Here is a 25,633-nt window from a genome sequence, read left to right as displayed (position 1 = left end):
TCCGAGCGGACTCAGTTCTCGAAGCGCTTGCCGACATCCTCGACGGTCTCCTTCGTCACCAGTTGGGCACGTGTGTCGAGGTTGGATGCCGCGATACCGCGATCGATCTCCAGATAGAGCTGCATGACCGGCCAGAAGCCCTGCAAGAAGGGCTGCTGCCCGAGCGCGCCGGTCAGATCGCCGCTCTTCATCGCATCCTGCTGGGCCGGGCCGAGGTCGAAACCGTAGGCGCAGATCTTGCCGGTCAGTCCGGTCTGAGCGACGGCCTTGGCAAGCGCCGGCGTGAACACGTTATTGCCGGCGAACGCGCCAACGACGTCACCTCGCGATTCGAACAGCGTCACGATGCCGTTCACCGGATCATTCGGATTGGTGTCGATACCGGTGTTCTCCGGACCCGCGTCGACCTTGAAGGCATCAAGCTTGCCGGCATCCTTCAAGCCCTTGACGATGGCGTTGAAAGCCGAAGTGACGCGATTGTTCACCTCGATGTTGCCCATTGCGGTCGACGACGGCAGGACGATCGAACCCTTTTCGATACCCTTGTCCGCGAGGCACTTGACGAGCGCCTCGCCGGCGATTGCGGCAGCGGAGGCGTCCTGGCCGGTGTGGCCAATGCCGCTGCGGTTGAGGAGCGTGCCGTCAAAGGAATTGGTCGTAGCGACCGGTATGCCCTTAGCCTCGGCGGCCTTGACGATGTCGTTATAGGCGCCGACCTGGGGCGTTGTCATGATCAGCCCGTCGATCGTCGGATCCTGCACGATCTGGTTCAGGATTTCGATCTCGCGGGCAGGGTCGTCGGTCGGCGATTCCGAGCCGAGCAGCAGGACCTTGGCGCCGATCAGGTTGCCGGCGACGGTCGCGCCGACGTAGACCGGATCGAAGAAACCATTGCCGGCAGTGTGTGTCACGATAGCGAAAGTGAGGTGACCATCGGCCGAATGGAAGTCCTTGGTACCGGGGGCCTCCTTTGCGGCTTCTTCGAAGCTGTAGCCGCCGACCGCCTTATCGACGCCGCCCGATTGTGCGTAGGCGTTCGATACGCCGAGCGATAACGCCGCGGCACACGCCGCGAGCGAGAAAATACGTTTCATGATTATCCTCCCTTGCAACCAACGGTCGGAAGCCGTTCAGGCGCATTTATTCAGGGATTCCGAATGCTTCCTCCCACCCCGTATATTCTGCCCAAAGCCTGCCCACGTAAATAGTGCTCCCACTTTCGCCGACGAATTGGTTCAGAGCGGAAAGCCGGCGTCGCTTCACAAGCGCACGTTCTGACTTCTTGTAGGAGCCGCGAACCCTGGGCATTACCGCTTCCGCCGCTTGCAGCCAGCTACACCTAGTTGGTCACGACGATCCGCGTGTTGCGGAAGCCGGCTTGCCGCACCATCGAATAGAAGGCGGCGGCATTGGCGGGGTGCAGCCGCACGCAGCCATGCGACGCGGGGCGCCCGAGAGACTTCACCGCGCCGGTGCCGTGGATGGCATAGCCGCCGCGGTAGAACACCGAATGAGGCATGGGCGACATGTCGTATTTGCGCGAATACCACATCCGTGCCGTTCGTTGCGGCCGGTAGCTGCCGCGCGGCGTGATATACCCCTTGCGCGCCGTCGATACGCGCCATCGGTAAACCGCCTGACCGTATCTTACAGTCATCGTCTGCGATGACACGTCGATCCTTGCAACCAGCTTGGCTGCCCAGCCCTCGACCGAAGAACCGAACAGCATCGTTACCAGTAACGCTGCCATGAGAACGGTCTTTTTCATGCGATCAAACCCCTTTGATTGCACTTGCCTGCCTGCCTTCACGCTATTCTTGATTTTTTAAATGGCAAGTGAGGTAACCACATACTCCTTGACGAATTCGCCAATCCAAAGCAGCGAATTTGAACGAATTCCCGCGATAGTTGCCGCACCAACACGCAGCAGCGGCGCGGTCCGCTAACAGGCTTGCCAAAGCGCACCGATGGCTGCTCAATTCGCCGAATGAACGAAATGAACGAACGGCTCCTGAAAGCGGTCGATGATCGGGTCGACGACCTGGTCGCGCTGACCGCGGATCTGATCCGCTTTCCGACAATCAATCCGCCAGGCGAAGCCTATCGGCCATGCGCCGAATACGTCGGAGCGCGGCTGAAGAAACGCGGTTTCGAAGTCGAATTCATCCGCGCCGAAGACACGCCCGGCGACACCGACCGCTACCCGCGCGTCAATGTCGTCGCCCGCTTCGATGGCCGCTCGCCCGGCGCCTGCGTACATTTCAACTCGCATATCGACGTGGTCGAAGCCGGCGACGGCTGGAGCCTCGATCCCTTCGCCGGCGTTGTCAGGGATGGCAAGGTCTATGGCCGCGGCGCCTGCGACATGAAGGGCGGCTTGGCCTCCTCGATCATCGCCGCCGAGGCCTTCATGGAGGTCTTCCCCGATTTTCCGGGCGCCATCGAAATATCGGGCACGGTCGACGAGGAGTCCGGCGGCTTTGGCGGCGTCGCCCATCTGGCAAAACTCGGCTATTTCTCCAAGCCGAAGGTCGACCACGTCATCATCCCCGAGCCGTTGAACAAGGACCGCATCTGCCTTGGCCATCGCGGCGTGTGGTGGGCGGAGATCGAGACCAAGGGCGAGATCGCCCACGGCTCGATGCCGTTCCTCGGCGACAACGCGGTGCGCCATATGGGCGCCGTGCTTAGGGCTTTTGAGGACGAGCTGTTCCCGGCACTCGACCGCAAGATGACGCGCATGCCGGTCGTGCCCGATGGGGCAAAGCGCTCGACCATGAACATCAACTCGATCCACGGCGGCCAGGCCGAGGATTTCCGGCCCGGCCTGCCCTCGCCCAACGTGCCCGATTCCTGCCGGCTGACCATAGACCGCCGCTTCCTGCTGGAGGAGGACCTCGGCACGGTCAAGAGCGAGGTGACTGATATCCTCGACCGGCTGAAGCGCGAGCGCAAGAAATTCGACTACGAGATCCGCGATCTCATGGAGGTGCTGCCGCTGATGACCGAGCGCGATGCGCCAGTGGTCAAGGCGGTGGCGCAAGGCATCATGGAGATATTCGACCGCGAGCCCGACTACGTGATTTCACCCGGCACCTACGACCAGAAGCACATTGCCCGCATCGGCCACATCTACGACTGCATCGCCTATGGCCCGGGCATTCTCGACCTCGCCCACAGGCCCGACGAATGGGTAGGGATCTCCGACATAGTCGAATCTGCCAAGGTGATGGCGATCGGGCTGAACATATTGCTCAGGGGCGCCGGCGCACGGTAACCCGGCTGCGACGGAAAGCTTCGATCGCTTGAGCCGGCGGCTAACGGAAAACATTCCCGCCGGCGCTGCCGGAAAGCACGAAACGCAATTTACTCCTTGGCGAAATCACGCTTCTATCCACCGGGGTTTGAGCATTTTTTGAGCATATCGGGAGCTGCACGATGAAATTGTGGAAAACCATTCTCACCGCTGCGGGCCTGGTGGTGGCCACTGGGACCTCGGCGTTCGCCGTGCGGACCGATCTGGTCATCGGCATCACGCTCGAACCTCCGCATCTCGACCCGACTGCGGGTGCTGCGGCGGCGATCGACGAAGTGCTTTACGCCAATGTGTTCGAGGGGCTGACCCGCATCGGTCCGAACGGCGAGGTGCTGCCGGATCTCGCCGAAAGCTGGACCGTTTCCGACGACGGCAAGGTCTACACCTTCAAGCTGCATACCGGCGTCAAGTTTCACGACGGCACCGACTTCAACGCCGACGACGTGAAATTCTCGCTCGACCGCGCCCGTGCCGACAACTCCGTCAACGCACAAAAGGGCCTGTTCGCCGCCATCGATACGGTCGAGGTCGCCGATCCGGGGACGGTCAAGATCACGCTGAAGAACCCGCAAAGTTCGTTCCTCTACAATATGGGCTGGGGCGACGCGGTCATCGTCGCGCCGGAGACAGCCGACACCAACAAGGAAAAGCCTGTCGGCACCGGCCCGTTCAGGTTCCAGAGCTGGGCCAAGGGCTCGTCGATCACGCTGATCAAGTCCGACACTTACTGGGGCGCCCCGGTGTCCCTCGACAAGGCGGAGTTCCGCATCGTTCCCGATGCCGCCGCCGCGATACCGGCGCTGCTTTCCGGCGACGTCCAGGCCTTTCCCTTCTTCCCCGATCCCGACAGTGTCGCGCAGGTCAAGGACGACCCGCGCTTCAAGGTGGTGATCGGCGCGACCGAGGGTGAAACCATTCTCTCGATCAACAACAAGAAACCGCCTTTCGACAGACTGCAGGTCAGGCAGGCGATTTCGTTTGCGCTCGACCGCAAGGCGATCATCGACGGCGCCTCGGCCGGCCTTGGCGTGCCGATCGGCTCGCACATGTCGCCCGCCAACAAGGCCTATGTCGACCTCACCGGCCTCTATCCGCACAATGTCGAGAGGGCCAGGGAACTGCTGAAGGAAGCCGGTCTGGAGAACGGCTTCAAGGCGACGCTGAAACTGCCGCCGCCCCCCTATGCGCGGCTTGGCGGCGAGATCATCGCGTCGCAGCTTCGCGATGTCGGCATCGATCTGCAGATCGTGCCCGTGGAATGGGCGCAGTGGCTGGACCAGGTCTTCACCAAGAAGGATTACGACCTGACCATCGTCTCCCACACCGAGCCCAACGACATCGATATCTATTCGCGCAAGGATTACTACTTCAACTACGACAACCCGACCTTCGACAAGATCATCGCCGATCTGAACCTCACCTCCGATGAGGCCAAGCGCATGACGCTGCTCGGCGAGGCGCAGAAGATACTGGCCGACGATGCCGTGGTCGGCTTCCTATACGAACTGCCGAAAGCCGGCGTCTGGGACGCCAAGCTCGAGGGTTTTTGGGAAAACGCCCCGATCCAGGCCAACGACCTGACCAAGGTGAAGTGGACGGAGTGAGGCAGCGCAGCGGTCCTCCTCCCATGACCACCTATCTTCTCAATCGTCTTGCCATCGCCGTCATCACGCTGGTTCTGGCCTCGATGGTGGTCTTCGCCGTGCTGGAGATCATTCCCGGTGACCCGGCGCGGCTGATGCTTGGCATGAACGCCAACGCCGACCAGGTCGAGCTGTTGCGCAACCAGATGGGCCTCAACGCGCCCCTCGCTCTGCGCTATCTGCACTGGGCCGGCGGCTTGCTGAGCCTCGATTTCGGCCGTTCCTACACCTATTCGGTGCCGGTCATCGACCTGGTCCGCGAGCGCGTCGTCGTCTCGCTGCCGCTGGCGCTGATCGCGCTGGCGCTGTCCACCATCATTGCCATTCCGGTCGGGCTGTTTTCCGCCGGCAGGCACGGACGGGCCGGCGATACGATTGCGACGGGCGCCGCACAGCTTGGCGTCGCCGTGCCGAACTTCTGGTTTGCGCTGATGCTGATCTACCTCTTTGCCGTCTGGCTGCGGCTGGTGCCGGCCGGCGGTTTTCCGGGTTGGAGCGCCGGCGTCTGGCCGGCGCTGAAATCGCTGGTCCTGCCGGCGATCGCGCTCGCTCTGCCGCAAGCGGCGATCCTCGCCCGCGTCACCCGCTCGGCGCTGATCGAAGTGCTGAACGAGGACTATATCCGCACCGCCCGCGCCAAGGGCCTGCCTTATCGCGCGGTGCTGTGGCGGCACGCGCTGCGCAACGCCATGATCCCGGTGCTCACCATTCTCGGCCTGCAGTTCGCCTTCCTGCTCGCCGGCACCATCATCATCGAGAACGTCTTTTACCTGCCCGGCCTTGGCCGGCTGGTGTTCCAGGCGATCACCCAGCGCGACCTGATCGTCGTCGAAAGCGTCGTCATGCTGCTGGTGGCCGCCGTCATCGCGGTCAACCTGCTTGTCGATCTCTCCTATGCGGTCGTCGATCCGCGCCTGAGAAGCCGCCAATGACGCTGCGCTTCGACATTCCAGAGGAAAATTTTGCCGACATCCTCGTCAAGGCCTTCACCAACCGCTCGTTCCTCGCTGGCTTCGTCATCACCGCGCTGGTGGCAGCGGTCGCCATCGTCTCGTTCTTCTGGACGCCTTTTGACGTCACCAAGCTGATCATCGCCGACAAGACCCAGGCACCCTCGCCGGCGCACTGGTTCGGCACCGACCATTTCGGCCGCGACATCCTGTCGATGATCATGGTCGGCGCCCGCAATTCGATCGCCGTGGCGCTGGTGGCGGTCGGCATCGGCATGGGCATCGGCGTGCCGCTCGGTGCCTTCGCTGCGGCGCGCGGCGGCATCGCCGACGAAGCGGTGATGCGGCTGAACGATCTCGTCTTCGCCTTCCCTGCCCTGCTGTCGGCGATCATGATCACCGCGATCTTCGGGCCGGGCGCGCTCAACGCCATCATCGCCATCGGCATTTTCAACATTCCGGTCTTCGCCCGCGTCGCCCGGGCCGGCGCGCTGGCTATCTGGCCGCGCGACTTCATCCTCGCCGCGCGCGCCGCCGGCAAAGGCAAAACACTGATCACACTGGAACATGTGTTGCCCAACATCGTCACCTTGCTTCTGGTGCAAGGCACCATCCAGTTCGCGCTCGGCATCCTGGCCGAAGCCGGGCTTTCCTATGTCGGGCTCGGCACACAGCCCCCGATGCCGAGTTGGGGCCGGATGCTGTTCGATGCGCAGACCCGCATGGTGGCGGCGCCCTGGATGGCGATCTTTCCAGGCATGGCGATCGTCGTCACCGTGCTTGGCCTGAACCTGCTCGGCGACGGTATTGCCGACATCCTCGATCCCCGGTCACGGCGTCAGCGATGAGCCTGCTCGAAATCGAGAACCTTTCGCTGAGCATCGGCGACACGCCGATCCTCAGGGATGTCGAGCTCTTCGTCGCGCCCGGCGAGGTGATGGGGCTGGTCGGCGAATCCGGCTCGGGCAAATCGATCACGGCGCTGACGGTGATGCGGCTTCTCCCCTGGTCGGCGCGCGCCACCGGGCGCGTCGTCTTGGACGGCATCGACATCCTGGCGGCCAGCGAAGACCAGATGTGCGCGCTGCGGGGCGACGACATCGGCATGGTGTTCCAGGAGCCGATGACGGCGCTGAACCCGGTCAAGACCATTGGCGAGCAAGTCGCCGAAGGCATCCGCTGGCATACGAAGGCCAGCCGCGCTGACGCCGAGGACCGCGCGCGAAAGATGCTCGACCGGGTCGGCCTGCCCTCAACCAAATTCCCGCTATCGCGCTATCCGCACGAGCTTTCCGGCGGCCAGCGCCAGCGCGTCGTCATCGCCATTGCCTGCGCGCTGAAACCCAAGCTGCTGATCGCCGATGAGCCGACGACGGCGCTCGACGTCGTGCTGCAGGCGCAGATCCTCGACCTGCTGCGCGACCTGGTCGCGGAAAATCGCATGGGCCTGCTCCTGATCTCGCACGACCTCGCGGTGGTGACGGAGATGGCGGATCGCATCACCATCCTGCGCCACGGCGAAGTGATGGAGGCCGGCGACACGGCGCGCACCTTGTCCGAACAGCTCCATCCCTACACCCGACAACTGGCGCAGGCCTCGATGCATGTGCCGGCGCGCGCCAGGACACATGAGGTCGGCCAAGACACTCCCCTGCTCCAGGGTGCCAAACCTCTTCTTCAGGTAGACAGCGTGACGCGGGACTATCCGGGACGTCGCCCGTCGCTGCTGAAGCGGGCGGCTCCGATCCGCGCCGTCGACGATGTCTCGTTCTCGATTGATCCCGGCCAGTCGGTGGCGCTGGTCGGGCGTTCCGGCTGCGGTAAGTCCACGCTTGCCCGCATGATCCTGGCGCTGGACGGGCCGACATCGGGAACGATCCGGTTTCGCGGCGAGGTCATCACCGGCAAGAGCGAGGCGGAGCTCAAGCCGGCGCGCCGCGACATGCAGGTGGTGTTCCAGGACCCTTATGGCTCTTTCGACCCGCGCCAGAAAGTCGAAAAACTGGTCGCCGAGCCGCTGCATGTCCTGGAGAAGAAGCCGACGAATACGGAGCGGCGCGAGATGGTGGCAAAGGTCCTGCACGAGGTCGGTCTCAGCCCACGCGACATGGACAAATATCCGCACGAATTTTCAGGCGGCCAGCGCCAGCGCCTGTCGATCGCCCGCGCCATCATCACCCGCCCCAAACTGGTCGTCGCCGACGAGCCGGTCTCGGCGCTCGACGTCTCGATCCGTGCCCAGATTCTCGATCTGCTCGCCGAGCTCAACCAGAAGCTCGGCGTTGCCTATCTATTCATCACTCATGATCTGACCGTCGCTCGCGCCATCACCGATCAGGTGATGGTCATGTATGACGGCAGGATCGTCGAGCGCGGCAGGACGAGCGAGGTTCTCGACCATCCGCAGTCCGAAGCCGCCAAGGCGCTGGTCGCTGCGGCCCCAGACCTGCACCGCGCGATTGCTCGGCGGTTACTGGAACAGGGGTGAGCCGCCGACCGTTCAGAACGGCTTACTCTTCGGCCTTCACCACATCGGCTGGGCTGATGTCGAGCAAGTCGAGCGTGCGGCGCAAAAGCTGCATCTCGGTCCCGGCAAGTTGCGAATCGGCCTTGGCGATCTCGGCCATATGGCGGGCAAGCAGGCTGCGCCTCTCGACGTCGAGGTCACGGAACTGCGCGATGGCTTGCGAGCTGTTGGTCTCGTAGCCGATCTCGTTGAGATATTCGATGACGCTGTCGATGCTGGCTTCCGGAATGCCGAAGGCTTCCCGGCAGATGCGCCTAAAGGCGGCCATTTCGCTCTCGCTCACCGTGCCGTCGGCCAGGATCATGCGAAACAGCATCAGCAGTTCCGCCGACAGCACAGGATCGTCCGCAACCTTGCGCACGCCGGGGTCGCCATCGAAGATCGAGCGTATCTGGTCAAGCAATGCGAATGCCATCAGCGTCCCTTTCCGATTCGTCAAATGCATGTCGCTCAAAAGTGCGCAGCGATTTTGAGATAACGACATGCATAAACAAAAGAGCCAAGCGCGTCGCCGCGCGCTTGGCATAGGTAGCGCGGAATCGGTCTTGCGCAAACGGGTCGCCTGTGGTTCGAACGCGCCATATTTTCCCGCTGGCCGGAACCCCTCCCGCAACCATCCGATGTTCGATTTTTTCACCCAGACCGTCGTCATTCTCGGCGCCGCCGCCTTCGCTGCCGGCTTCCTCGATTCGATTGCCGGCGGCGGCGGCTTGATCACCATTCCAGCACTGCTGCTCGCCGGCTTCTCGCCGGTCGAGGCGCTGGGAACCAACAAGCTGCAGGGCATGTTCGGCTCAGGCTCGGCGACCATCCACTACGCCGCGAAGGGCCATGTCGATTTGCGCCGGCAATTGCCTTCGGCCCTGTTGGCGCTTGCCGGCAGTGCTCTCGGCGCCTTGCTGGCGACATTCGTGCCGGGCGACCTGTTGCGCGCGCTTCTGCCGGTCCTGCTGATCGGCATCGCCCTTTACTTCGCCCTGAAGCCAAACATGGGTGACGTCGACCGCGCCCGGCGCCTGTCGCCGTTCCTGTTCGGGCTGATCCTGGTGCCGATTGTCGGCTTCTATGACGGCCTGTTTGGGCCGGGGGCCGGTTCCTTCTACATGCTGGCCTTCGTCACCCTAGCCGGCTACGGCGTGCTCAAGGCGACGGCGCACACCAAGCTGCTCAACTTCGCCTCCAACATCGGCGGCTTCATCGTCTTCGCTGCTGCCGGGGTCGTCTACTGGAAGATCGGCTTGATGATGGGTGTCGCCCAGTTCCTCGGCGCCCGCGTCGGCGCCAGCCTCGCCATCCGCAATGGCGCAAAACTGATCAAGCCGCTGCTGGTGATGGTCTGTCTGGCGCTGGCCATCAAGCTGCTGGCCGATCCGGCGAAGCCGCTGCGCACGCTGATTGGTGTGTGAACGGCGCGCCTGATACTATGCGGTTGTACGAATCATGTCGGAGGAGCCACACATGAATCTCAGTGCGCCTACGCAGCTTGTTTTCATCATATCCCTTGTTATCGCCATTATCGGCCTTCTCGCCGCTCTCGGCGTTTTTGCGTTCATTCCCTTGGCCGCGGTGTGGATCGTGCTCATCGCTTATATTGTGCTTGCTGGCGGCTGCTTGGTTCGCGGCGCTTAAGTATTCAAATCTCAGGCAACTCGAAGCGCCCGGCCACAAGCCGGGCGCTTTTGATTTTGAGGGCTGGTCTGTTAGACTCCTTGGGCGGAAGGAAAGCTCATGCCCGCCGAGAGCGAAGACGGCAGCCGACATGAAAATCCCGGTCTCGACCGGTTCGAGATGGTGTGGCGTACGTCCGGCCCTTGCCTCCGGGGCGCGGTCACCGACATCTGCGGCTATCGCGAAACGGCACCGGGCCGTTTCCGCAACGTCGAATATGCATCGCTGACCGTGCCGCTGGTCATCAGCTTTGCCGAACCCTTCGCCATCGGACTCGGCAAGGATCCGGGCGACAACGACCGCTTCGCCAGTTTCGCCGCCGGCCTTTTTGCCGGTCCGGTGGTGATCGAATCCTTCGGTGGCGCCTGCTGCGTCCAGGTCAATTTCACCCCGCTCGGCGCCCGCCGCTTCTTCGGCCTTGCGATGAGCGAACTCACCGACCGCATGGTCGGCCTCGACGATGTGCTCGGACTTGAGGGCATCGCGCTGCGGGAAAGACTTGGCAATGCGCACGGTTGGAGCGCACGATTTGCCATCGTCGAGACGTTCGTCGCAGCACGGCTGGACAAAGCCCGGGAAACGCAGGCCGAAATCGCCTGGGCCTATGACCGGATCATCGTCTCGGGCGGCCGCATTCGCGTCTCATCGCTCGCCGACAGGCTGGGCTGGAGCCGCAAGCATCTCGCAGGAAAATTCTCCAACGCGATCGGCGTCGGCCCTAAGACGCTGTCGCGCATCGTCCGCTTCAATCGGGCGCTCGGGCTGTCAAGGCAGGACAAATCCGATTGGGCTGATATCGCCGCCGATTGCGGCTATGCCGACCAGGCGCATCTTGTTCGCGAATTCCGCGACCTTGCCGGCGAAACGCCGACGACGCTTGCCGCCCAGGCATAGGTTCTGGAACGCCTCTTGCGACGTCCGACGGGCGCGCGCGTGGTAACATTTCTTCAAGACGTGCGAACAGCCTTCGCCCAGACTGGGTTATCGACAATCCAATTGAAGGAGATCGCCATGACAATAAATGTCGAACCGCCCAGGCTCTATCCCACGTTGCGCTACCGCAATGCAGTCAACATGATCGACTGGCTGGGCGAAGCCTTCGGCTTTGCCGTTCATGCCCGCTACGGCGAAGGCGACATTGTCCATCACGCCGAACTGACTTTTGGCTCCTCGATGGTCATGCTGGGCACTGCACGCGACGACAAGTTTGGCCAGATGATCGGTGCACCGGGCCCGGGTGGCGGCAGATCGATCTATGTTGCCGTCGACGATGCCGATGCTGCTTATGCCAGAGCCAAAAAGGCCGGCGCCGAAATACTGGAAGAACTGACGGACCGCGATTACGGCAGCCGCGAATTCATCTGCCGCGATCCGGAAGGCAATGTCTGGTCGTTTGGCACCTATTGGCCCAAGGCCACCGAACCCGCCAGCTAACGTGCCAGGCCAAAGATGGCGTCGCAGTCGAGGTGAGTTTCCAACTCGGCTGCGACCTCGTCCAGCGCCCGTTCGACCTCGGCGCGATAGTCGACGCCGCCGCCTTCCACGCCAAGGTTTTCCAGGAATTTCGCCCGAAAAGCGTCGGCGGAAAACAGCCCGTGCAGATAGGTGCCCGATACCTTGCCGTCGGCGGAGATGGCGCCGTCATCGACGCCGTTGATGACGGCGGACGGCCGCAGCGTATCCGGACCGGTGGTGCGGCCGAGATGGATTTCATAGCCCTCGAGCGGCAGGTCGAACTGCACCGAGCGCGCGCTGACATTGCGGACGGTCTTTTCCGGCTCCATCACCGTTTCAACATCGAGCAGGCCAAGCCCTGTGGTCTCGGTCACGCTGCCCTCGATGCCGTCGGGATCGCGCACGACGTGGCCGAGCATCTGGAACCCGCCGCAAATGCCGACGACGTGGCCGCCGCGCTTGCGGTGGGCGGCAAGGTCGCGGTCCCAGCCGTTCTCGCGGAATCTTAGGAGATCGCCGATCGTCGACTTCGAGCCGGGAATGATCACCAGCCCGGCATCTTCTGGGAGGTGCTGACCAGGCGGCACGAATACCACCTCGACCTGCGGTTCGGCCTTGAGCGGGTCGAGGTCGTCGAAATTGGCGATGCGCGAAAGCATCGGCACGGTGACCTTCAGCGCGCGTTTCTCTCCGGACGCCAGGCGTTCGAGTACCACGGAATCTTCAGATGGCAACCGCGCCGCCGCCTTCAGCCACGGCACGACCCCGAAGCAGCGCCAGCCGGTGAATGTCTCGATCGCCTTGATGCCGTCATCGAACAGCGAGACATCGCCGCGGAACTTGTTGATGAGATAGCCGACGATCATGCGCCGGTCCTCTTCCGGCAGGATCAGATGCGTGCCCGCGACCGAGGCAATGACGCCGCCGCGATCGATGTCGCCGACCAGAATCACCGGCACATTGGCGCGCGTCGCAAAGCCCATATTGGCAATGTCTCGGCTCCTGAGATTGACCTCGGCCGGCGAGCCGGCGCCCTCGACGATGACCAGATCGGCGCCGTCGCCGACCTTTGCCCAGGAGTCCAGCACGGCATCCATCAGCCGGCCCTTCAGCGCCTGGTAGTCGCGTGCCCTCGCCTCCCCGAACACCTTGCCCTGCACCACTACCTGCGCACCGATATCGGTCTGCGGCTTGAGCAGCACCGGGTTCATGTGGATGGAGGGCGCAACGCCACAGGCGATCGCCTGCAGCCATTGGGCGCGGCCGATCTCACCGCCGAGTTTGTCGCCCGGAATATCGGCAACGGCGGCGTTGTTCGACATGTTCTGCGGTTTGAACGGCCGCACCTGCAGCCCGCGTTTCCTGGCCGCGCGGCAGAGGCCCGCGACCAGCACTGTTTTGCCGACATCGGAGCCCGTGCCTTGCAGCATGATCGCCTTGGCCATCAGTCCTTGCCCTGTACCGTCGTTCCGGTGATCGTGGATTTTGCCGCCAGCGGCCCGCCACGCCAGATGTAGAGCGCCAGTAGCGGCTCCTTGCCGGTGCGCATGGCGTGGCTGACATCAGAGGCGTGGTGGATCACCTCACCCGCCTCGCGCGTGCGAAAACCGCCTTCGCCCATGCGCCATTCGGTGCCGCCGGTCAACGGAATGTAGATCTCCTCGGCGACATGATGATGGTCGGGATAGACGACATCAGGTCCAAGGATCAGCAGACCGGCCGCGACCTCGTCGTTGACGAAATGGCCGCGCGTCCCGAATACCTCCAGCCAGCCGTAATTGTCGATGAAAGTCTTGCCGAAATCCGCCTCGCTGTAGGTCTGCCCCCAGCGCAGTTCGCCGCGACGCTCCGCGAGCAGCCGCGCCAGCGGCTTGGCGTTTGCCGGAGCGAGCTCGGCGATACGGTCGAGCTGGCGCAGGCAGGCGAGCGGATGCGGCTTGAGCCGACGCGCCGGCATGACCCAGCCGATCCGGGCCACGGCATCGCGCACCAGCGTATCATCGAACCTTTCGAGATAGGCATGGAAACACTCGAGCAGTTCATCGAAATCTGTCGTCACGCCTTGCTCCACACACGCATTCGCGCACGGCGCTCCCAGATGGTTGGATGCAGACGGTCAGCTTGCGCGGCGGCATCATTGGTCTAGATTGAACCGCGCGCAAAGCCAAAAACGACAGGCCAGCCGGCCGACAACATCAGGGAGCACGCCATGGAGGCCGCTGTCGATGAGGGCACCAGCCAGTTCGAACTCAACCAGGACCAGCGCGCCATCCAAGAGATGGCCGAGGCCTTCGCCGCCGACCGCGTCGCGCCGAACGCGCTCGACTGGGACCGCAACAAGCATTTTCCGGCAGACGTGATCCGCGAGACAGGCCCGCTCGGCCTCGGCGGCATCTATATCAGCGACGATGTCGGCGGCTCGGCGCTCGGTCGGCTCGACGCCGTGCTGATCTTCGAGGCGCTTTCGCGCGCCGATCCGGTTTTTTCCTCCTTCATCTCGATCCACAACATGGTGGCCTCGATGATCGACCGCTTCGGCAGTGACGAGCAGCGCCAACGCTTCCTGCCGAAGCTGACTTCGATGGAATGGCTGGCCAGCTATTGCCTGACCGAGCCAGACTCGGGATCGGATGCTGCGGCGCTGAAGACGCGCGCGGTGAAAAGCGGCGGCGACTATGTGCTGAACGGGGTCAAGCAGTTCATCTCAGGCGCCGGCGACAGCGACCTCTATATCGTCATGGCGCGCACCGGCGCCGACGGGCCGAAGGGCATTTCCACCTTCGTCGTGCCGAAGGATGCGTCCGGCCTGTCTTTTGGCGCCAACGAGCACAAGATGGGCTGGCACATGCAGTCGACGCGCCAGGTCATTTTCGAGGACTGCAAGGTGCCGGCGCAAAACCTGCTCTCAGTCGAAGGCGCCGGCTTCGGCATCGCCATGGCCGGACTCGACGGCGGCCGGCTCAACATCGCCGCCTGTTCGCTGGGCGGCGCGCAATCGGCGCTCGACAAGGCACTGGCCTACACCGCGGAGCGTAAGGCCTTCGGCTCCAAGATCAACCAGTTCCAGGCGCTGCAGTTCAAGCTCGCCGACATGGAGACCGAGCTGCAGGCGGCACGGATCTTCCTCTACGCCGCCGCCTCGAAGCTCGACCGCAAAGCTCCCGATGCCTCGAAATGGTCGGCGATGGCCAAGCGCTTCGTCACCGACATCAGCTTCAATGTCGCCAACGACGCGCTGCAACTGCATGGCGGCTACGGCTATTTGCACGACTACGGCATCGAGAAGCTGGTCCGCGATTTGCGCGTTCACCAGATTCTCGAAGGCACCAACGAGATCATGCGCGTCATCATCGCACGCGCCCTGATCGGCCGCTGACGGCAAAACCGGGAGAAAACGATGACCACCATCGCCTTCATCGGCCTCGGCAATATGGGCAACCCGATGGCCGCCAATCTCGTCAAGGCTGGATATGCCGTGCACGGCTTCGACCTGATGCCGGAGAATCTCGTCATCGCCAAGGAGCATGGCGTCGTCGTCATGGCCAATGCCGTTGCCGCAGTGAAAGAGGCCGATGTGGTCATCACCATGCTGCCGGCCGGCAGGCATGTCCTGTCGGTCTATGAGGACATCGCGCCCAAGGCGAAAAAAGGCGCGCTGTTCATCGATTCCTCGACCATCGACGTCGAATCGGCACGAAAAGCCCACGCCATTGCCGCCAAACATAAGCTGCTGTCGATCGACGCGCCGGTTTCCGGCGGCACCGGCGGCGCCGCAGCCGGCACGCTGACCTTCATGGCCGGTGGCTCGAAGAACGCATTCGCCAAGGCCGAACCCATCCTGAAGCCGATGGCCGGCCGCATCGTCCATTGCGGCGATGACGGCGCCGGACAGGCGGCAAAGATCTGCAACAACATGATCCTCGGCATTTCGATGATCGGCGTCGCCGAAGCCTTCGTTCTGGCGGAAAAGCTCGGCCTGTCGCATCAGGCGCTGTTCGACGTCGCCTCGAACTCGTCGGGCCAGTGCTGGTCGCTGACCACCTATTGCCCGGTGCCCGGTCCGGTGCCGACATCGCCGGCCAACAATGGCTACAGGCCGGGATTTGCCGCAGCACTGATGCTGAAGGACCTGAAACTGTCGCAGGAAGCCGCGCAAAGCGCCGGTGCGGTGACGCCGCTGGGCGCCGAGGCCGCCCAGCTTTATGCGCTGTTCAACGCCCAGGGACATGCCGGTGCCGATTTTTCCGGCATCATAAATTTCCTGCGCGGTAACCCGGCGTAACGCATGTCGCCCAAGAGCTTGCGCTCGGGCTTGACCGTCCCTTCAGACGCGACGCGCTTAAGCCTCGAACTCGACGGGCTTTTCCGTTCCCGGGCAAAGAGAAACTTCGGAAATTTAGATTTACTTAAACTATCGATAACCACCCGGTAACGATGTCCCTGTAGAACGGAGTGCGAGGCGGCATATCGCATCCGCCCGGCGCTCCGGATCAGGTCTCGCGTACCGGAGCCCGTAAGTTTCGCAAGTGTTCTGTTGGCGAAGCGCCATGCGTATCTGGCAAAGCCGCGTTCCCGATGGAGCGCGGTTTTTGCGTTTCGGAACGGCACCGCGCAAGAGCTGGCACAGATGTGGAAAGGGCCGCTGATCCGGCCCTTCGATAGTGCAAGTCATGACCCTGTACGGCCAATTGGGGAGAGGACTATGCGAGCCTCTTCTCAAGTTGCTCCACCCAATCGAGTTGCGACCAGTTTGCCGTCCATCATCATCGGGATGATTGCCAGCTTCTTTTCTTCCAGGAATTCCAGATCGGCGCTGCCTTGATTGAGGTCCATCAGCTGCTCGACTTTTCCATCCGGATGAATGCGAAAGAGCGCCCCTGCGACCCAATCCGTAACAAGCCAATTTCCTGCTCCGTCCGGTTCTAGACCATCTAGATTTCCAACAGGCTCGCCGGACCCGATGTCAGAGATAGCCTTCGTGTTCAGGTCGATCGCGATCAGATGGCCGGGTGTCTTGGACGAAAAATCCGGCTGGATATCGCGACCCCAGCCGGCGACGAGGAGGCGACCGTCTTCGACGCGCAGACCGTTCGGATGCAGGAGATCCTCGCTCTCCAGCCAGACGGTGAGAGCATCATTGTCCAGAACATAAATCCTGTTCGCCAGCATGTCGGAAGCAAAGACGCGACCCGCCTCGTCGACGGCGGGGTCATTGAGGAACTGAGCGCCTTCTGCGGGCCACGTTCCGGTGATCTGACCGCTCTCGACGTTGACGGCCATAAGCCGATCGATGTCGGTGACGAAAAGCGTATCGCCTTGCATCACCAATCCCTTGGGCGCATTAAACCCGGTCACCCATTCGGCTGTCTGCAACTTTCCGTCAGGCGAAACTTTCGAAAGGTATCCGACCCCATCCTTGCCGGCGGGCTCGCCAACAATGTTGGAAACGTAGAAGACGTTCCGCTTGGTGTCGAAAAGTACGCTCTCGGGGGCCTTTAAGCCGTCAAGCGACCAGACCTCCTCCGCTGTCGCGGGTGACCCTGCTACTCCTAGTAGGAGAATAGAAAATAGAACTAACTGAATCCTGATCATGATAGCCTCCCTATGTTGTTTTTTTGACCTATTATGTAAGGCGCAACCGAAAATTGCACAGGCGATCTTGAAAAGCTTACGGTTGACGCTTCGATTGCTCTGACAGGTTCGTTTGCAAAGCAATTTCTGCTTAGTCTCGCCAACCTTACAATTCCCCAGATGAATGGCAGTTCCAACGTCAACTGTTCTTGGAGCCGTACTGCGGATGAAAAGCACTCCGCACATCCGGTGACGCTGTACTCGGGCGGCGCGCGAGAGGCTGGTGTTCGAAAGCGACGCCTAATCGAAACGCAGCCTGTCGCCTTGCGCGGACGGCCGATGCGGTTCGCCGAAGGCATCATCGGCTCGAGGCTCGGATCGTCGATATTGCCGAAATCGGGCAAGCCATACCGTACGGCCGGGGATGTGCAGGTGCTGGCCCTTAATCAATTTCATTCCACGCTGCCCTTCACACAGCCTGGATGGGCTCTATCTGCATCTTGATTTCAATACCGGAGGACAGCACAATGAAGCACGTTCTCGCATTTGCGCTCTTCATCGGCGCCGGATCGCTGTTTGCCACGGCAGCCTATGCCGAACCGCCGGATCATGCCCGCAACGATGACGCAAGCCTCCATCCCGGCCATCAAGGGCACCTGTCGAGCGGCCGCCAATACCCAGGAAGACCTGCCACTGAGTTCCACGAGAGCCTAGAGGCGGAAGGAGAGCCGAGCTTTCCGACCGGTCCGGGTGGGTGGGCCGAGCAACAGAGCGACGGCGCTAACGCCCAGCGTAGCAGCACCAACGCTACGGCCGATGGCAGGTAAACACAGGTCCTGACGGACAAGGTAAATCGCGGCGACGGACGAAGCGATCGCCCCGTGGCAGCCCTTGGTGAGCGGCTCCTCCAAGGTGTAGGAGACCTGCCGCGCTCACGACCGATCCTCGCCCTGGCGAGATCTTCGGCAGAATGCAGAATTCAAACACCGGGCGTTCGACTGCAGGACGCCCGGCAATCGTTCTATCTTACCGCTCGCGCAAATCCGCTTGCGCCAGATCAAGCGCCTTGGCGATGCGGTCACAGGCCATGTCGATCGTCTCACGCGTCCAGATCAGCGGCGGAGACAGGATCATCGTATCGCCGGTGGCGCGCAGCATCATGCCCTGGGCAATTGCGTGGTCGCGGACAAGCACGGCCGCGCTTCCGGCCGGCAGGAAGCGCTCCTTGGTCGCCTTGTCCCTAACGATTTCGATTCCCCCCATCAGCCCGATCGAGCGCACTTCGCCGACCAGATCGTGACCGCCAATGTGCTCCTGCAGCGCCTTGGCGAAATATGGTCCGGTGTCGTTCTTGACCCGATCGACCAGACCTTCACGCTCCATGATCTCGAGGTTCTTCAGTGCCACGGCGCAGGCCACAGGGTGCCCCGCATAAGTGTAGCCGTGATTGAATTCGCCGCCCTTCTCGACCAGCGTCGCGGCGATGCGGTCACCGACCAGGAGCGCCGACAGCGGCTGATAGCCGGAGGTCAGCGCCTTGGCGGTGGTGATGGTATCTGGCTCGATGTCGAAGGTCTGAGCTGCGAACCACTCGCCCGTTCGACCATAGCCGGTGATGACTTCGTCCAGCATCAGGAGGAGATCGTATTTGCGGCAGATGCGCTGCACTTCCGGCCAATAGCTCATCGGCGGTATCTTCACGCCACCTGCCCCCATCACCGGCTCGCCGATAAAGGCGGCGACCTTGTCGGCGCCGGCTTCGAGGATGGCATCCTCGACGGCCTTGGCCGCGCGCAGGCCGAAATCATGGTCGCTTTCGCCGGGCAGAGCCAGCTCATAAGCATAAGGCATCATCACATGGACGATGTTTGGAACCGCGCCATTGAGCTGTTTGTGCATCGGCTCCATGCCGCCCAGCGAGGTGCCGGCGATGGTCGAGCCGTGATAGGCCGTCTTGCGCGAGATGATGCAGTTCTTCTCCGGCTTGCCTTCCAGCGCCCAATAGTGGCGGACCAGCCGCAGTGCCGTATCATTGGCCTCCGAGCCGGACGAGCCGTAGATGACCTGATTGACGTGCTTCGGCGCCAGTTCCGCCAGCTTTTTGGCCAGCAGCACCGGCGTCGGGGTCGAGCATTTGAAGAAGGAATTGTAGTAGGGAAGTTCCTTCATCTGGGCGTAAGCTGCGTCGGCCAGTTCATCGCGGCCGTAACCGACATTAACGCACCACAGCCCGGCCATGCCGTCGAGGATTTCCGTCCCTTCGGAATCGTAGATGAACGGCCCGTTGGCGTGGGTGATGATGCGTGAGCCGGCCTCGCGCATCTCCTTGTGATCGGTGAACGGATGAAGGTGATGCGCAGCATCGATCTGCTGAAGCTGCTTCAGCGAATAATTCTGATACGTCATGTCGGATCTTTCCTCTTGAACCAATCCGGCAATTTGTTGCCGGGGCGGATTCGCTAGGGGAAAGTGGGCGGCGAATAGCCGATGCGGGCGCAAAGCCGCAAAAGCTCGGCGCGAAGCGTGCGCGGCGACGGCGTCACCGCCATCCCAAATGCGCGAAATGTCTTCATCCGAGCCATGCAGCACCTTAGGCGGTCTGATGCGATCAGTTCAAGCCGTTCCGTTCAGCGCCCGTTGCAGGAAGACATACTTCATCGCCGCCTGTGCCGCTTGCGGCCGGCGATCACCGCGCCCGCCATGGCCACCTTCGGTTTCTTCGAAGAATAGTGTCTTGGTGTGGCCGGCAGCCTGCAGCCGCCCGGCCATCTTGCGCGCATGGCCGGGATGGACGCGGTCGTCGGCCGTCGATGTAGTCAGCAACACCGGCGGATAGGCGGCATCGGTCTCGACATGCTGATAAGGCGAATAAGCCGCAAGCCACTCGGCTTCTTCAGGCTTCGCTGGATCGCCATACTCGGCCATCCAGGATGCCCCAGGCGGCAGCTCGGTATAGCGCAGCATGTCGAGCAGCGGCATATCGATGATCACCGCACCGAAAAGCTCCGGATGCTGGGTCAGCGAAACGCCGGTCAGCAGGCCTCCATTCGAGCCGCCCTGGATGCCGAGCGTCGCCGGCGTGGCGATGCCGCGTTTCACCAGGTCTTGCGCAACCGCTATAAAATCGTCGAAGGCATTCTGGCGATTGGCCTTGAGCGCGGCCTGGTGCCAGTTCGGGCCGAACTCGCCGCCGCCGCGAATATTGGCCTGCACATAGGCATTGCCTTTTTCCAGCCACAGCCGGCCGCGCACGCCGGCATAGCCTGGCAACAGCGGCACTTCGAAGCCGCCATAGCCGTAAAGCAGCGTCGGCACCGGCCCGTTCTGATCACGTCGCCTGACGACGAAGTAAGGGATCATGGTGCCGTCTTTCGAGCGCGCCTCGAACTGTTCCGAGACAAGCGACGACGCATCGAAACGCGCCGGCTGCGATTTCACAGTTGTCAGCGTCGCAGCATTGTCGTCCGACCAGATGATCGAGCTCGGCGTCAGGAAGTCGGTGAACGAGAAGGAGACGCTGGAGCCGAAACGCTCGGCGTGGCTGATGCCGACACTGCCGTCTTTCGGCAGCGCCACGGGCTGCAGCGACCAGCCGCTGCCGCCGCGTTGGCAGGCGACGACCCTGCCGCGCACATTGTCCATCAGATTGATGAACAACCGGTCCTGCGTACGGGCGATGCCGGCGATCGAGACACGATCCGCCGGCTCGAGGACGGTATCGACGGGTCCGAGCGCATTGGTCTCGATCCAGCGGGCGAAGTCCAGCGAATAGAGGCCGTCGGGTCGGCATCGCGTGCCGTCCGGCGCCGACCATGGGCTGCGCACCCCGAAGACGAGCTGATCCCTGAACAGCATCGTGTCGGTGACGTCGTCCGGCAGCGGGATACGCCTGTTTTCGCCGGAAGGCAGACGCAGAAAGCTGTGCGAGGCGAAGAAATCGAGCGTCCGGGTCAGGAACAGATGCCGCTTGTCGCCATCGAACTCGAGGGAACCGCCGGCGGCGAGATCCTGCTTCTGCGCCTCGAAGATCGGCGTCGCATCCTCCAGCCTGGTGCCGCGCTGCCAAAGCTTAACCACGCGCGGATAACCGGACTGGGTTTTTTCGTCCTCTTCGAAGGCAGCCGAGACGATGACCGTGTCCTTGTCCATCCAGCGGAAGCCCGACTTCGAGGCTGGAGCACGAAAGCCGCCCTCGACAAAGGACTTGGTGTCGATGTCGAATTCGCGCATCTCACTGGCGTCGCCGCCATCCGGCGACAGGCTGAGCAGGCAGCGGCTGAAGTCGGGGTAAAGCCGGCTGGCGCCGCTGAACACCCATTTCACGCCCTCTTTGGCCGAAAGACGGTCGAAGTCGATGATCGTGTCCCAATCCGGCTTCTCGGTCTTGTAGGAAGCGACCGGCGTGCGCCGCCAGAGGCCAAGCACGTTGGTCTTGTCCTGCCAGAAATTGTAGACGTGGCCGCTGAGCGCAGAGCCGACCGCAATGTTGTCTTCGGCCGTCATCAGGTCGAGTGCGGTTTGGAAGTAGGCCTGGTAGGACGGATTACCCTGCAATTCACCTGTTGTAGCCTCGTTCTGACGGTGAACCCAGTCGAGCGCTTGCTTGCCTGTCCTGTCCTCCAGCCAGAGAAAGGGATCTTCGTCCGCCGAATTCGCCTGCGTCTTTGTGTTCGACATCGTCAAATGGTCTCCGATAAACTCATCAAGGCTCGGTGTTGCAAACATCGTCTTGCGACGACCTATATTCAACTTGGAACGCGCAAAACGAGCCGTTGCGCTGTTGGCCGCTCTAAGGTGGGGCCTCCTGCCGCCCGCAGGCCACGAGGGAACTCATGCAACATCTGTACATTGCGAAAGAGAAGTTCGGTCCTTTCAGCGGCACTGCGTGGACCATGTACATCAACTGGTCCGGCCTGACCCAATTAAGCGAGCTCGTTTCACTCGATGGAATGCTCGGGCCGGTCGCTCTGGGAGAGATAAAGGACAGCTACTGGCCCCATATTGTTAACGAGGACTACATGCTCGATTTCTTCGTGGACCTGGACTTCCTCCTTTCGGAGTTGGCGGATCCGGGCGACTTGAATGTCCTCAATGTGATCCGAAGACCATCGGTTGACGTCCGTTCACTCGACTGGAACGGATTTACCTTCCTGGGCTACGACTTGTTGGATCAAGACGTCTCCATAAGCGCTTTGACCAACTGCGGAGGATTTCCTGACGTGTTTGCGAACACGGAGCTGTCTGACGTTGGATTGATACCCGACTTTGATCGTGCCGTTGAAATTCGAGACGGTCTACGCGGGATGCATCCCTCTGAATACCACGCCAATTGTGATTTATGGGCGATTTCCAGATGGCAAGGAAATGAAGGCACGCCGCAATTGTATTAGACTGCTCGCCCCCGCAATACGGTTGTGACCGCCAGCGCCAGGCAAATGGCGCCAAGCGTGATCGGCAGGCCGTCCGCACCGAGAATATCCATAGCGCCGCCCGCCAGCGGCGGCACGGCGATGCCGCCGACGCCCCACATCAGCGAGAAGGCGGCGTTGCCGGCGACCAGTGCCGACCCGGTGAACCGCTCGCCAAGCTCGATAATCGACATCGTGTAGATGCCGTAGGAGACTGCACCCCAGATAAATACGCATGGCCAGATCAGCGGCGTCTCGATGAGAACCGGCAACAGCACGCATCCGAGCAGCGTTAGCGATACACAGATAAATCGGACCAGACGCGCCGTCAGCCGTTCCGCCAGCAGGCCGAGCGGCACCTGCATGGCGATATTGCCGGCGATCATCATCGACAGCAGCGCCGACATGCGTGTTTCCTCAATGCTGTAATGCGCTCCGTAGACCGGCAGCAGTGCCAGTACCGCCTGTTCGAAACCAGCGGCCACGACAACCGCCGACAACAGCAGCCATGCCATCGGCATGAACCCCATGACCGAAACCCGGTGCCCGGCCTCATCGACCTTCGGCAGCCGTCGCAGCACCAGCGCCAGGCAGGAGCCGCAAAAAACGAATGCGGCGATGCCGACGAGAAACGGCGGCCAGCCTTCGGTGCCGACGGCAAGCAGGCACAGCGGGCCGGCGGCGAAACCAGCCGAAATGACTGTGGAATAGACCCCCATCACGCGGCCGCGGCGCAACGGCGGCGCCAGCGCGATGACCCAGATCTCGCTCAGCACATAGAGTGGATTGGTCACCACGCCGATCAGGAAGCGCAGCGGGAACCAAAGATAGACATTTTGCGTCCAGCCGATCAGCGCCAGCATGATCGCGGAAAGAGCTGCGCAGGTGAGCGCCGTGCGCCCCGCCCCGAACCGGCGCGCCAGCGCCGGGATCAGCGGCGACGAGACGATAAAGCCGACCGGCGTCATTGCCGCCGAGAGGCCGATCATGGCCGGCGAGACGCCCTGGCGCTGCAGGATGAAGCTCAACAGCGGATAGCTCAGCCCTTGCGCGATGGCGAACACCGAAACGGTGGCGATCACGCCGGTGATCGCCGCCCACTGCATTGTCTCGCCGCTGTTCTCTTCCGCCAGGTCCATGATCCGCACCAACAGGGAACCTGCACGATTAGCGTTTCAGCAGCGCGCCGGGAAGCACCGGTGACGAAAACCGCTTGCGCCAGCCTGAGAAGATCAAAAGCCCGGTGATCCAGTCGGTTGCCTTCAGCCCGGGAGCTGTCATGTCGCTTCCCTCGTCCTAGTGGTCGTCGCCTCCGCAATGGCGGGACAGCCGGCGGTCCATTATGCCGCCGCACTTATCGCAGCGTACGAGGAACTATCATGACCGCCGCCCTTCATCCCGCCGAACCGGCACTGGCAAACGACCGCGCCCGTCGCGGCGGCCGCGCGGGAAAGCGCGCCGGCGGATCAGCGGCGTTCGAGCAGCCGCCGTTCCGCCAACTGAAAATCCCGCTGACGCCGACGAAGCTGGTCTCGGACGACGAGCTGGAATCGATCCACCTCGCCTCGCTGCGCGTGCTGCGGGAAATCGGCGTCGACGTGCTGCACGACGAGGCAAGGCGCATCATGAAGGCGCACGGCGCGGATGTCCGCGAAGGCAGCGAGCGGGTGCGCTTCGACAGCGACATGATCCTCGAGCTGGTTTCCCACTGCCCGTCGGAATTCACCATCCATGCCCGCAATCCGGCGCACAATGTCCACTTCGGCGGCGACAATCTGATCATCTCGATGATGGCGTCGGCGCCCAATTGTTCCGACATCGACCGCGGCCGCCGGCCGGGCAATCAGCAGGACTACCGCAACTTCCTCAAGCTTGCGCAGATGCACAACATCCTAAACTGCACGGGCGGCTATCCGGTCGAGCCGATCGACATCCATCCGTCCGTCCGGCACCTCGAATGCATCCGCGATCTGAGCGTGCTAACCGACAAGGTGTTCCACATCTATTCGCTCGGCAAGGAGCGCAATGTCGACGGCATCGAGATCACCAGGATCGCGCGCGGCATCAGCGACCAACAGCTTCTCGATGAGCCATCGGTGTTCACCATCATCAACACCAATTCGCCGCTCAAGCTCGACGTGCCGATGATGGAAGGCATCATCCAGATGTCGAGCAAGGGCCAGGTCGTCATCGTGACGCCGTTCACCCTGTCGGGCGCCATGGCGCCGGTGACCATCGCCGGCGCGCTGGTGCAGCAGAATGCCGAAGCGCTGTCCGGCATTGCCTTCGCCCAGATGGTGCGCAAGGGCGCGCCAGTCGGCTATGGCGGTTTCACCTCCAACGTCGACATGAAGTCCGGCGCGCCGGCCTTCGGCACGCCGGAATATATGAAGGCGCAATTGGTCGGCGGCCAGCTCGCCCGCCGCTACAACATCCCTTACCGCACCTCCAACACCTGCGCCGCCAACACGGTCGACGCGCAGGCGGCCTATGAAAGCGTGTTCTCGCTGTGGGGCGCCATCCAAGGCGGCGGCAATCTGATGATGCATGCGGCCGGCTGGCTGGAAGGCGGCCTGCGCTGCTCCTACGAGAAGACCATTCTGGACATCGATCTGCTGCAGATGGTGGCCGAGTTCCTGACCCCGCTCGACCTCTCCGAGGAGGCCCTTGGCTTCGACGCCATCCAGTCCGTCGGTCCGGGCGGCCATTTCTTCGGCACCCAGCATACCCAGGACCGCTACAAGACCGCTTTCTATTCGCCTATCATCTCCGACTGGCGCAATTTCGAGACCTGGGCGGAAGCCGGATCGCCGACGGCTCTCGAAAAGGCCAATCGAGTCTGGAAGGAGCGGTTGGCCTCCTATGAAGAGCCGTATATGGACCCGGCTATCCGCGAGGAGCTCAACGCCTTCGTCGACAAACGCCGGTCCGAAGGCGGCGCGCCGACCGATTTTTAAATATCTGTATTGGTTTGATGAACAGTCGACCGCCACTCCGTCGAGCGTCACCCGACACCTCTCCCCCGGTCGACAGGGTAGAGGGAGGGCGTGAGATCATTCCAGCCGGCGCCCTTCTCCGCTTTGTGTTCACCCCCC

At 62.4% G+C, this 25,633-nt stretch carries 24 protein-coding genes; 14 read left to right on the top strand and 10 right to left on the bottom strand.

Features of this window, described 5'->3' with window-relative positions; genetic code table 11:
• Positions 1 to 11 precede the first annotated feature (11 nt).
• Together CIT31_RS32840 and CIT31_RS32835 are read right to left on the bottom strand one after the other, a co-directional pair.
• Positions 12 to 1,094, bottom strand: a complete 1,083-nt coding sequence (locus CIT31_RS32840) for a substrate-binding domain-containing protein (RefSeq protein ID WP_095521959.1) — start codon at positions 1,092 to 1,094, stop codon at positions 12 to 14.
• A 245-nt stretch (positions 1,095 to 1,339) separates the two neighbouring features.
• Positions 1,340 to 1,768, bottom strand: a complete 429-nt coding sequence (locus CIT31_RS32835; RefSeq protein ID WP_029351843.1) for a L,D-transpeptidase — start codon at positions 1,766 to 1,768, stop codon at positions 1,340 to 1,342.
• A 228-nt stretch (positions 1,769 to 1,996) separates the two neighbouring features.
• On the opposite strand from CIT31_RS32835, the gene CIT31_RS32830 reads away from it, so the two are divergent.
• From CIT31_RS32830 to CIT31_RS32810, 5 genes are all read left to right on the top strand, one after another.
• On the top strand, positions 1,997 to 3,277 hold the full coding sequence (locus tag CIT31_RS32830; protein ID WP_095522020.1) for an acetylornithine deacetylase/succinyl-diaminopimelate desuccinylase family protein: 1,281 nt from the start codon (positions 1,997 to 1,999) through the stop codon (positions 3,275 to 3,277).
• Between the two features lie 161 nt (positions 3,278 to 3,438).
• Complete coding sequence (locus CIT31_RS32825; protein ID WP_095521958.1) at positions 3,439 to 4,920, top strand: ABC transporter substrate-binding protein; 1,482 nt, start codon at positions 3,439 to 3,441, stop codon at positions 4,918 to 4,920.
• A gap of 23 nt (positions 4,921 to 4,943) precedes the next feature.
• Positions 4,944 to 5,891 (top strand): ABC transporter permease, encoded by a 948-nt coding sequence (locus CIT31_RS32820; protein WP_095521957.1) that lies wholly within the window; start codon positions 4,944 to 4,946, stop codon positions 5,889 to 5,891.
• Positions 5,888 to 6,757, top strand: a complete 870-nt coding sequence (locus tag CIT31_RS32815; protein WP_095521956.1) for an ABC transporter permease — start codon at positions 5,888 to 5,890, stop codon at positions 6,755 to 6,757. The genes CIT31_RS32820 and CIT31_RS32815 overlap by 4 nt, the downstream gene beginning before the upstream one ends.
• Positions 6,754 to 8,397, top strand: a complete 1,644-nt coding sequence (locus CIT31_RS32810) for an ABC transporter ATP-binding protein (protein WP_095521955.1) — start codon at positions 6,754 to 6,756, stop codon at positions 8,395 to 8,397. Before CIT31_RS32815 ends, CIT31_RS32810 begins: the two co-directional genes overlap by 4 nt.
• A gap of 22 nt (positions 8,398 to 8,419) precedes the next feature.
• Here the strand turns inward: CIT31_RS32810 and CIT31_RS32805 are convergent, their stop codons facing one another.
• Positions 8,420 to 8,851 carry a TerB family tellurite resistance protein gene (locus tag CIT31_RS32805; RefSeq protein WP_095521954.1) on the bottom strand — a complete coding sequence of 144 codons (432 nt, stop codon included), beginning with the start codon at positions 8,849 to 8,851 and terminating at the stop codon, positions 8,420 to 8,422.
• Between the two features lie 205 nt (positions 8,852 to 9,056).
• Between CIT31_RS32805 and CIT31_RS32800 the strand changes: the two genes are divergently transcribed.
• From CIT31_RS32800 to CIT31_RS32785, 4 genes are all read left to right on the top strand, one after another.
• Entirely contained in the window at positions 9,057 to 9,842 is a 786-nt protein-coding gene (locus CIT31_RS32800; RefSeq protein ID WP_095521953.1) for a TSUP family transporter, read from the top strand.
• A gap of 52 nt (positions 9,843 to 9,894) precedes the next feature.
• Entirely contained in the window at positions 9,895 to 10,065 is a 171-nt protein-coding gene (locus CIT31_RS32795; protein ID WP_084831397.1) for a hypothetical protein, read from the top strand.
• Between the two features lie 99 nt (positions 10,066 to 10,164).
• A complete protein-coding gene (locus CIT31_RS32790; protein ID WP_095521952.1) occupies positions 10,165 to 10,998 on the top strand; it encodes a helix-turn-helix domain-containing protein in 834 nt (277 codons plus the stop codon).
• Between the two features lie 117 nt (positions 10,999 to 11,115).
• Complete coding sequence (locus CIT31_RS32785) at positions 11,116 to 11,538, top strand: VOC family protein (protein ID WP_095522019.1); 423 nt, start codon at positions 11,116 to 11,118, stop codon at positions 11,536 to 11,538.
• On the opposite strand, the gene CIT31_RS32780 is transcribed toward CIT31_RS32785, so the two are convergent.
• Positions 11,535 to 13,004, bottom strand: coding sequence for a cobyric acid synthase (locus CIT31_RS32780; protein WP_095521951.1), 1,470 nt, complete (start codon positions 13,002 to 13,004; stop codon positions 11,535 to 11,537). The genes CIT31_RS32785 and CIT31_RS32780 overlap by 4 nt on opposite strands.
• On the bottom strand, positions 13,004 to 13,618 hold the full coding sequence (locus CIT31_RS32775) for a dimethylsulfonioproprionate lyase family protein (RefSeq protein WP_095522018.1): 615 nt from the start codon (positions 13,616 to 13,618) through the stop codon (positions 13,004 to 13,006). Before CIT31_RS32775 ends, CIT31_RS32780 begins: the two co-directional genes overlap by 1 nt.
• 150 nt (positions 13,619 to 13,768) lie before the next feature.
• Here CIT31_RS32775 and CIT31_RS32770 point away from each other — a divergent pair, with 150 nt between their 5' ends.
• Together CIT31_RS32770 and mmsB are read left to right on the top strand one after the other, a co-directional pair.
• Positions 13,769 to 14,935, top strand: coding sequence for an isobutyryl-CoA dehydrogenase (locus tag CIT31_RS32770; protein ID WP_095521950.1), 1,167 nt, complete (start codon positions 13,769 to 13,771; stop codon positions 14,933 to 14,935).
• A 21-nt stretch (positions 14,936 to 14,956) separates the two neighbouring features.
• A complete protein-coding gene (gene mmsB / locus CIT31_RS32765) occupies positions 14,957 to 15,841 on the top strand; it encodes a 3-hydroxyisobutyrate dehydrogenase (protein WP_095521949.1) in 885 nt (294 codons plus the stop codon).
• Positions 15,842 to 16,275: 434 nt separating this feature from the next.
• Here mmsB and CIT31_RS32760 read toward each other — a convergent pair whose 3' ends face one another.
• A complete protein-coding gene (locus CIT31_RS32760) occupies positions 16,276 to 17,151 on the bottom strand; it encodes an SMP-30/gluconolactonase/LRE family protein (protein ID WP_133116253.1) in 876 nt (291 codons plus the stop codon).
• 506 nt (positions 17,152 to 17,657) lie between these two features.
• Between CIT31_RS32760 and CIT31_RS32755 the strand changes: the two genes are divergently transcribed.
• Positions 17,658 to 17,957, top strand: coding sequence for a hypothetical protein (locus CIT31_RS32755; protein WP_133116252.1), 300 nt, complete (start codon positions 17,658 to 17,660; stop codon positions 17,955 to 17,957).
• Positions 17,958 to 18,156: 199 nt separating this feature from the next.
• Here the strand turns inward: CIT31_RS32755 and CIT31_RS32750 are convergent, their stop codons facing one another.
• The 3 genes from CIT31_RS32750 to CIT31_RS32740 are packed head-to-tail and all read right to left on the bottom strand — an operon-like array spanning position 18,157 to position 21,807.
• A complete protein-coding gene (locus CIT31_RS32750) occupies positions 18,157 to 19,536 on the bottom strand; it encodes an aspartate aminotransferase family protein (protein ID WP_095521946.1) in 1,380 nt (459 codons plus the stop codon).
• 53 nt (positions 19,537 to 19,589) lie between these two features.
• On the bottom strand, positions 19,590 to 19,703 hold the full coding sequence (locus CIT31_RS32745; RefSeq protein ID WP_245316547.1) for a capsid protein: 114 nt from the start codon (positions 19,701 to 19,703) through the stop codon (positions 19,590 to 19,592).
• Positions 19,704 to 19,743: 40 nt separating this feature from the next.
• A complete protein-coding gene (locus CIT31_RS32740; RefSeq protein ID WP_095521944.1) occupies positions 19,744 to 21,807 on the bottom strand; it encodes a prolyl oligopeptidase family serine peptidase in 2,064 nt (687 codons plus the stop codon).
• Between the two features lie 155 nt (positions 21,808 to 21,962).
• Here CIT31_RS32740 and CIT31_RS32735 point away from each other — a divergent pair, with 155 nt between their 5' ends.
• On the top strand, positions 21,963 to 22,520 hold the full coding sequence (locus CIT31_RS32735; protein ID WP_095521943.1) for a hypothetical protein: 558 nt from the start codon (positions 21,963 to 21,965) through the stop codon (positions 22,518 to 22,520).
• On the opposite strand, the gene CIT31_RS32730 is transcribed toward CIT31_RS32735, so the two are convergent.
• The gene (locus tag CIT31_RS32730; RefSeq protein WP_095521942.1) at positions 22,517 to 23,677 is read right to left on the bottom strand and encodes an MFS transporter; all 1,161 of its coding nucleotides are present in this window, start codon (positions 23,675 to 23,677) and stop codon (positions 22,517 to 22,519) included. The two genes, CIT31_RS32735 and CIT31_RS32730, sit on opposite strands and share 4 nt — an antisense overlap.
• Positions 23,678 to 23,917: 240 nt before the next feature.
• Here CIT31_RS32730 and CIT31_RS32725 point away from each other — a divergent pair, with 240 nt between their 5' ends.
• Complete coding sequence (locus CIT31_RS32725; RefSeq protein WP_095521941.1) at positions 23,918 to 25,495, top strand: trimethylamine methyltransferase family protein; 1,578 nt, start codon at positions 23,918 to 23,920, stop codon at positions 25,493 to 25,495.
• The last annotated feature ends 138 nt before the right edge of the window (positions 25,496 to 25,633 follow it).

This window comes from Mesorhizobium wenxiniae, assembly GCF_002284535.1.
Taxonomy (GTDB): Bacteria; Pseudomonadota; Alphaproteobacteria; order Rhizobiales; family Rhizobiaceae; genus Mesorhizobium; species Mesorhizobium wenxiniae.
Note: the sequence above shows the minus strand (reverse complement) of the source record. Positions and strands in the feature narration are given on the sequence as shown.

Coding starts and splice junctions, on each gene's coding strand:
- CIT31_RS32840 (WP_095521959.1), bottom strand. CDS start 1,094: ATGAAACGTATTTTCTCGCTCGCGGCGTGTGCCGCGGCGTTATCGCTC.
- CIT31_RS32835 (WP_029351843.1), bottom strand. CDS start 1,768: ATGAAAAAGACCGTTCTCATGGCAGCGTTACTGGTAACGATGCTGTTC.
- CIT31_RS32830 (WP_095522020.1), top strand. CDS start 1,997: ATGAACGAACGGCTCCTGAAAGCGGTCGATGATCGGGTCGACGACCTG.
- CIT31_RS32825 (WP_095521958.1), top strand. CDS start 3,439: ATGAAATTGTGGAAAACCATTCTCACCGCTGCGGGCCTGGTGGTGGCC.
- CIT31_RS32820 (WP_095521957.1), top strand. CDS start 4,944: ATGACCACCTATCTTCTCAATCGTCTTGCCATCGCCGTCATCACGCTG.
- CIT31_RS32815 (WP_095521956.1), top strand. CDS start 5,888: ATGACGCTGCGCTTCGACATTCCAGAGGAAAATTTTGCCGACATCCTC.
- CIT31_RS32810 (WP_095521955.1), top strand. CDS start 6,754: ATGAGCCTGCTCGAAATCGAGAACCTTTCGCTGAGCATCGGCGACACG.
- CIT31_RS32805 (WP_095521954.1), bottom strand. CDS start 8,851: ATGGCATTCGCATTGCTTGACCAGATACGCTCGATCTTCGATGGCGAC.
- CIT31_RS32800 (WP_095521953.1), top strand. CDS start 9,057: ATGTTCGATTTTTTCACCCAGACCGTCGTCATTCTCGGCGCCGCCGCC.
- CIT31_RS32795 (WP_084831397.1), top strand. CDS start 9,895: ATGAATCTCAGTGCGCCTACGCAGCTTGTTTTCATCATATCCCTTGTT.
- CIT31_RS32790 (WP_095521952.1), top strand. CDS start 10,165: ATGCCCGCCGAGAGCGAAGACGGCAGCCGACATGAAAATCCCGGTCTC.
- CIT31_RS32785 (WP_095522019.1), top strand. CDS start 11,116: ATGACAATAAATGTCGAACCGCCCAGGCTCTATCCCACGTTGCGCTAC.
- CIT31_RS32780 (WP_095521951.1), bottom strand. CDS start 13,004: ATGGCCAAGGCGATCATGCTGCAAGGCACGGGCTCCGATGTCGGCAAA.
- CIT31_RS32770 (WP_095521950.1), top strand. CDS start 13,769: ATGGAGGCCGCTGTCGATGAGGGCACCAGCCAGTTCGAACTCAACCAG.
- mmsB (WP_095521949.1), top strand. CDS start 14,957: ATGACCACCATCGCCTTCATCGGCCTCGGCAATATGGGCAACCCGATG.
- CIT31_RS32760 (WP_133116253.1), bottom strand. CDS start 17,151: ATGATCAGGATTCAGTTAGTTCTATTTTCTATTCTCCTACTAGGAGTA.
- CIT31_RS32755 (WP_133116252.1), top strand. CDS start 17,658: ATGAAGCACGTTCTCGCATTTGCGCTCTTCATCGGCGCCGGATCGCTG.
- CIT31_RS32750 (WP_095521946.1), bottom strand. CDS start 19,536: ATGACGTATCAGAATTATTCGCTGAAGCAGCTTCAGCAGATCGATGCT.
- CIT31_RS32745 (WP_245316547.1), bottom strand. CDS start 19,703: ATGAAGACATTTCGCGCATTTGGGATGGCGGTGACGCCGTCGCCGCGC.
- CIT31_RS32740 (WP_095521944.1), bottom strand. CDS start 21,807: ATGTCGAACACAAAGACGCAGGCGAATTCGGCGGACGAAGATCCCTTT.
- CIT31_RS32735 (WP_095521943.1), top strand. CDS start 21,963: ATGCAACATCTGTACATTGCGAAAGAGAAGTTCGGTCCTTTCAGCGGC.
- CIT31_RS32730 (WP_095521942.1), bottom strand. CDS start 23,677: ATGGACCTGGCGGAAGAGAACAGCGGCGAGACAATGCAGTGGGCGGCG.
- CIT31_RS32725 (WP_095521941.1), top strand. CDS start 23,918: ATGACCGCCGCCCTTCATCCCGCCGAACCGGCACTGGCAAACGACCGC.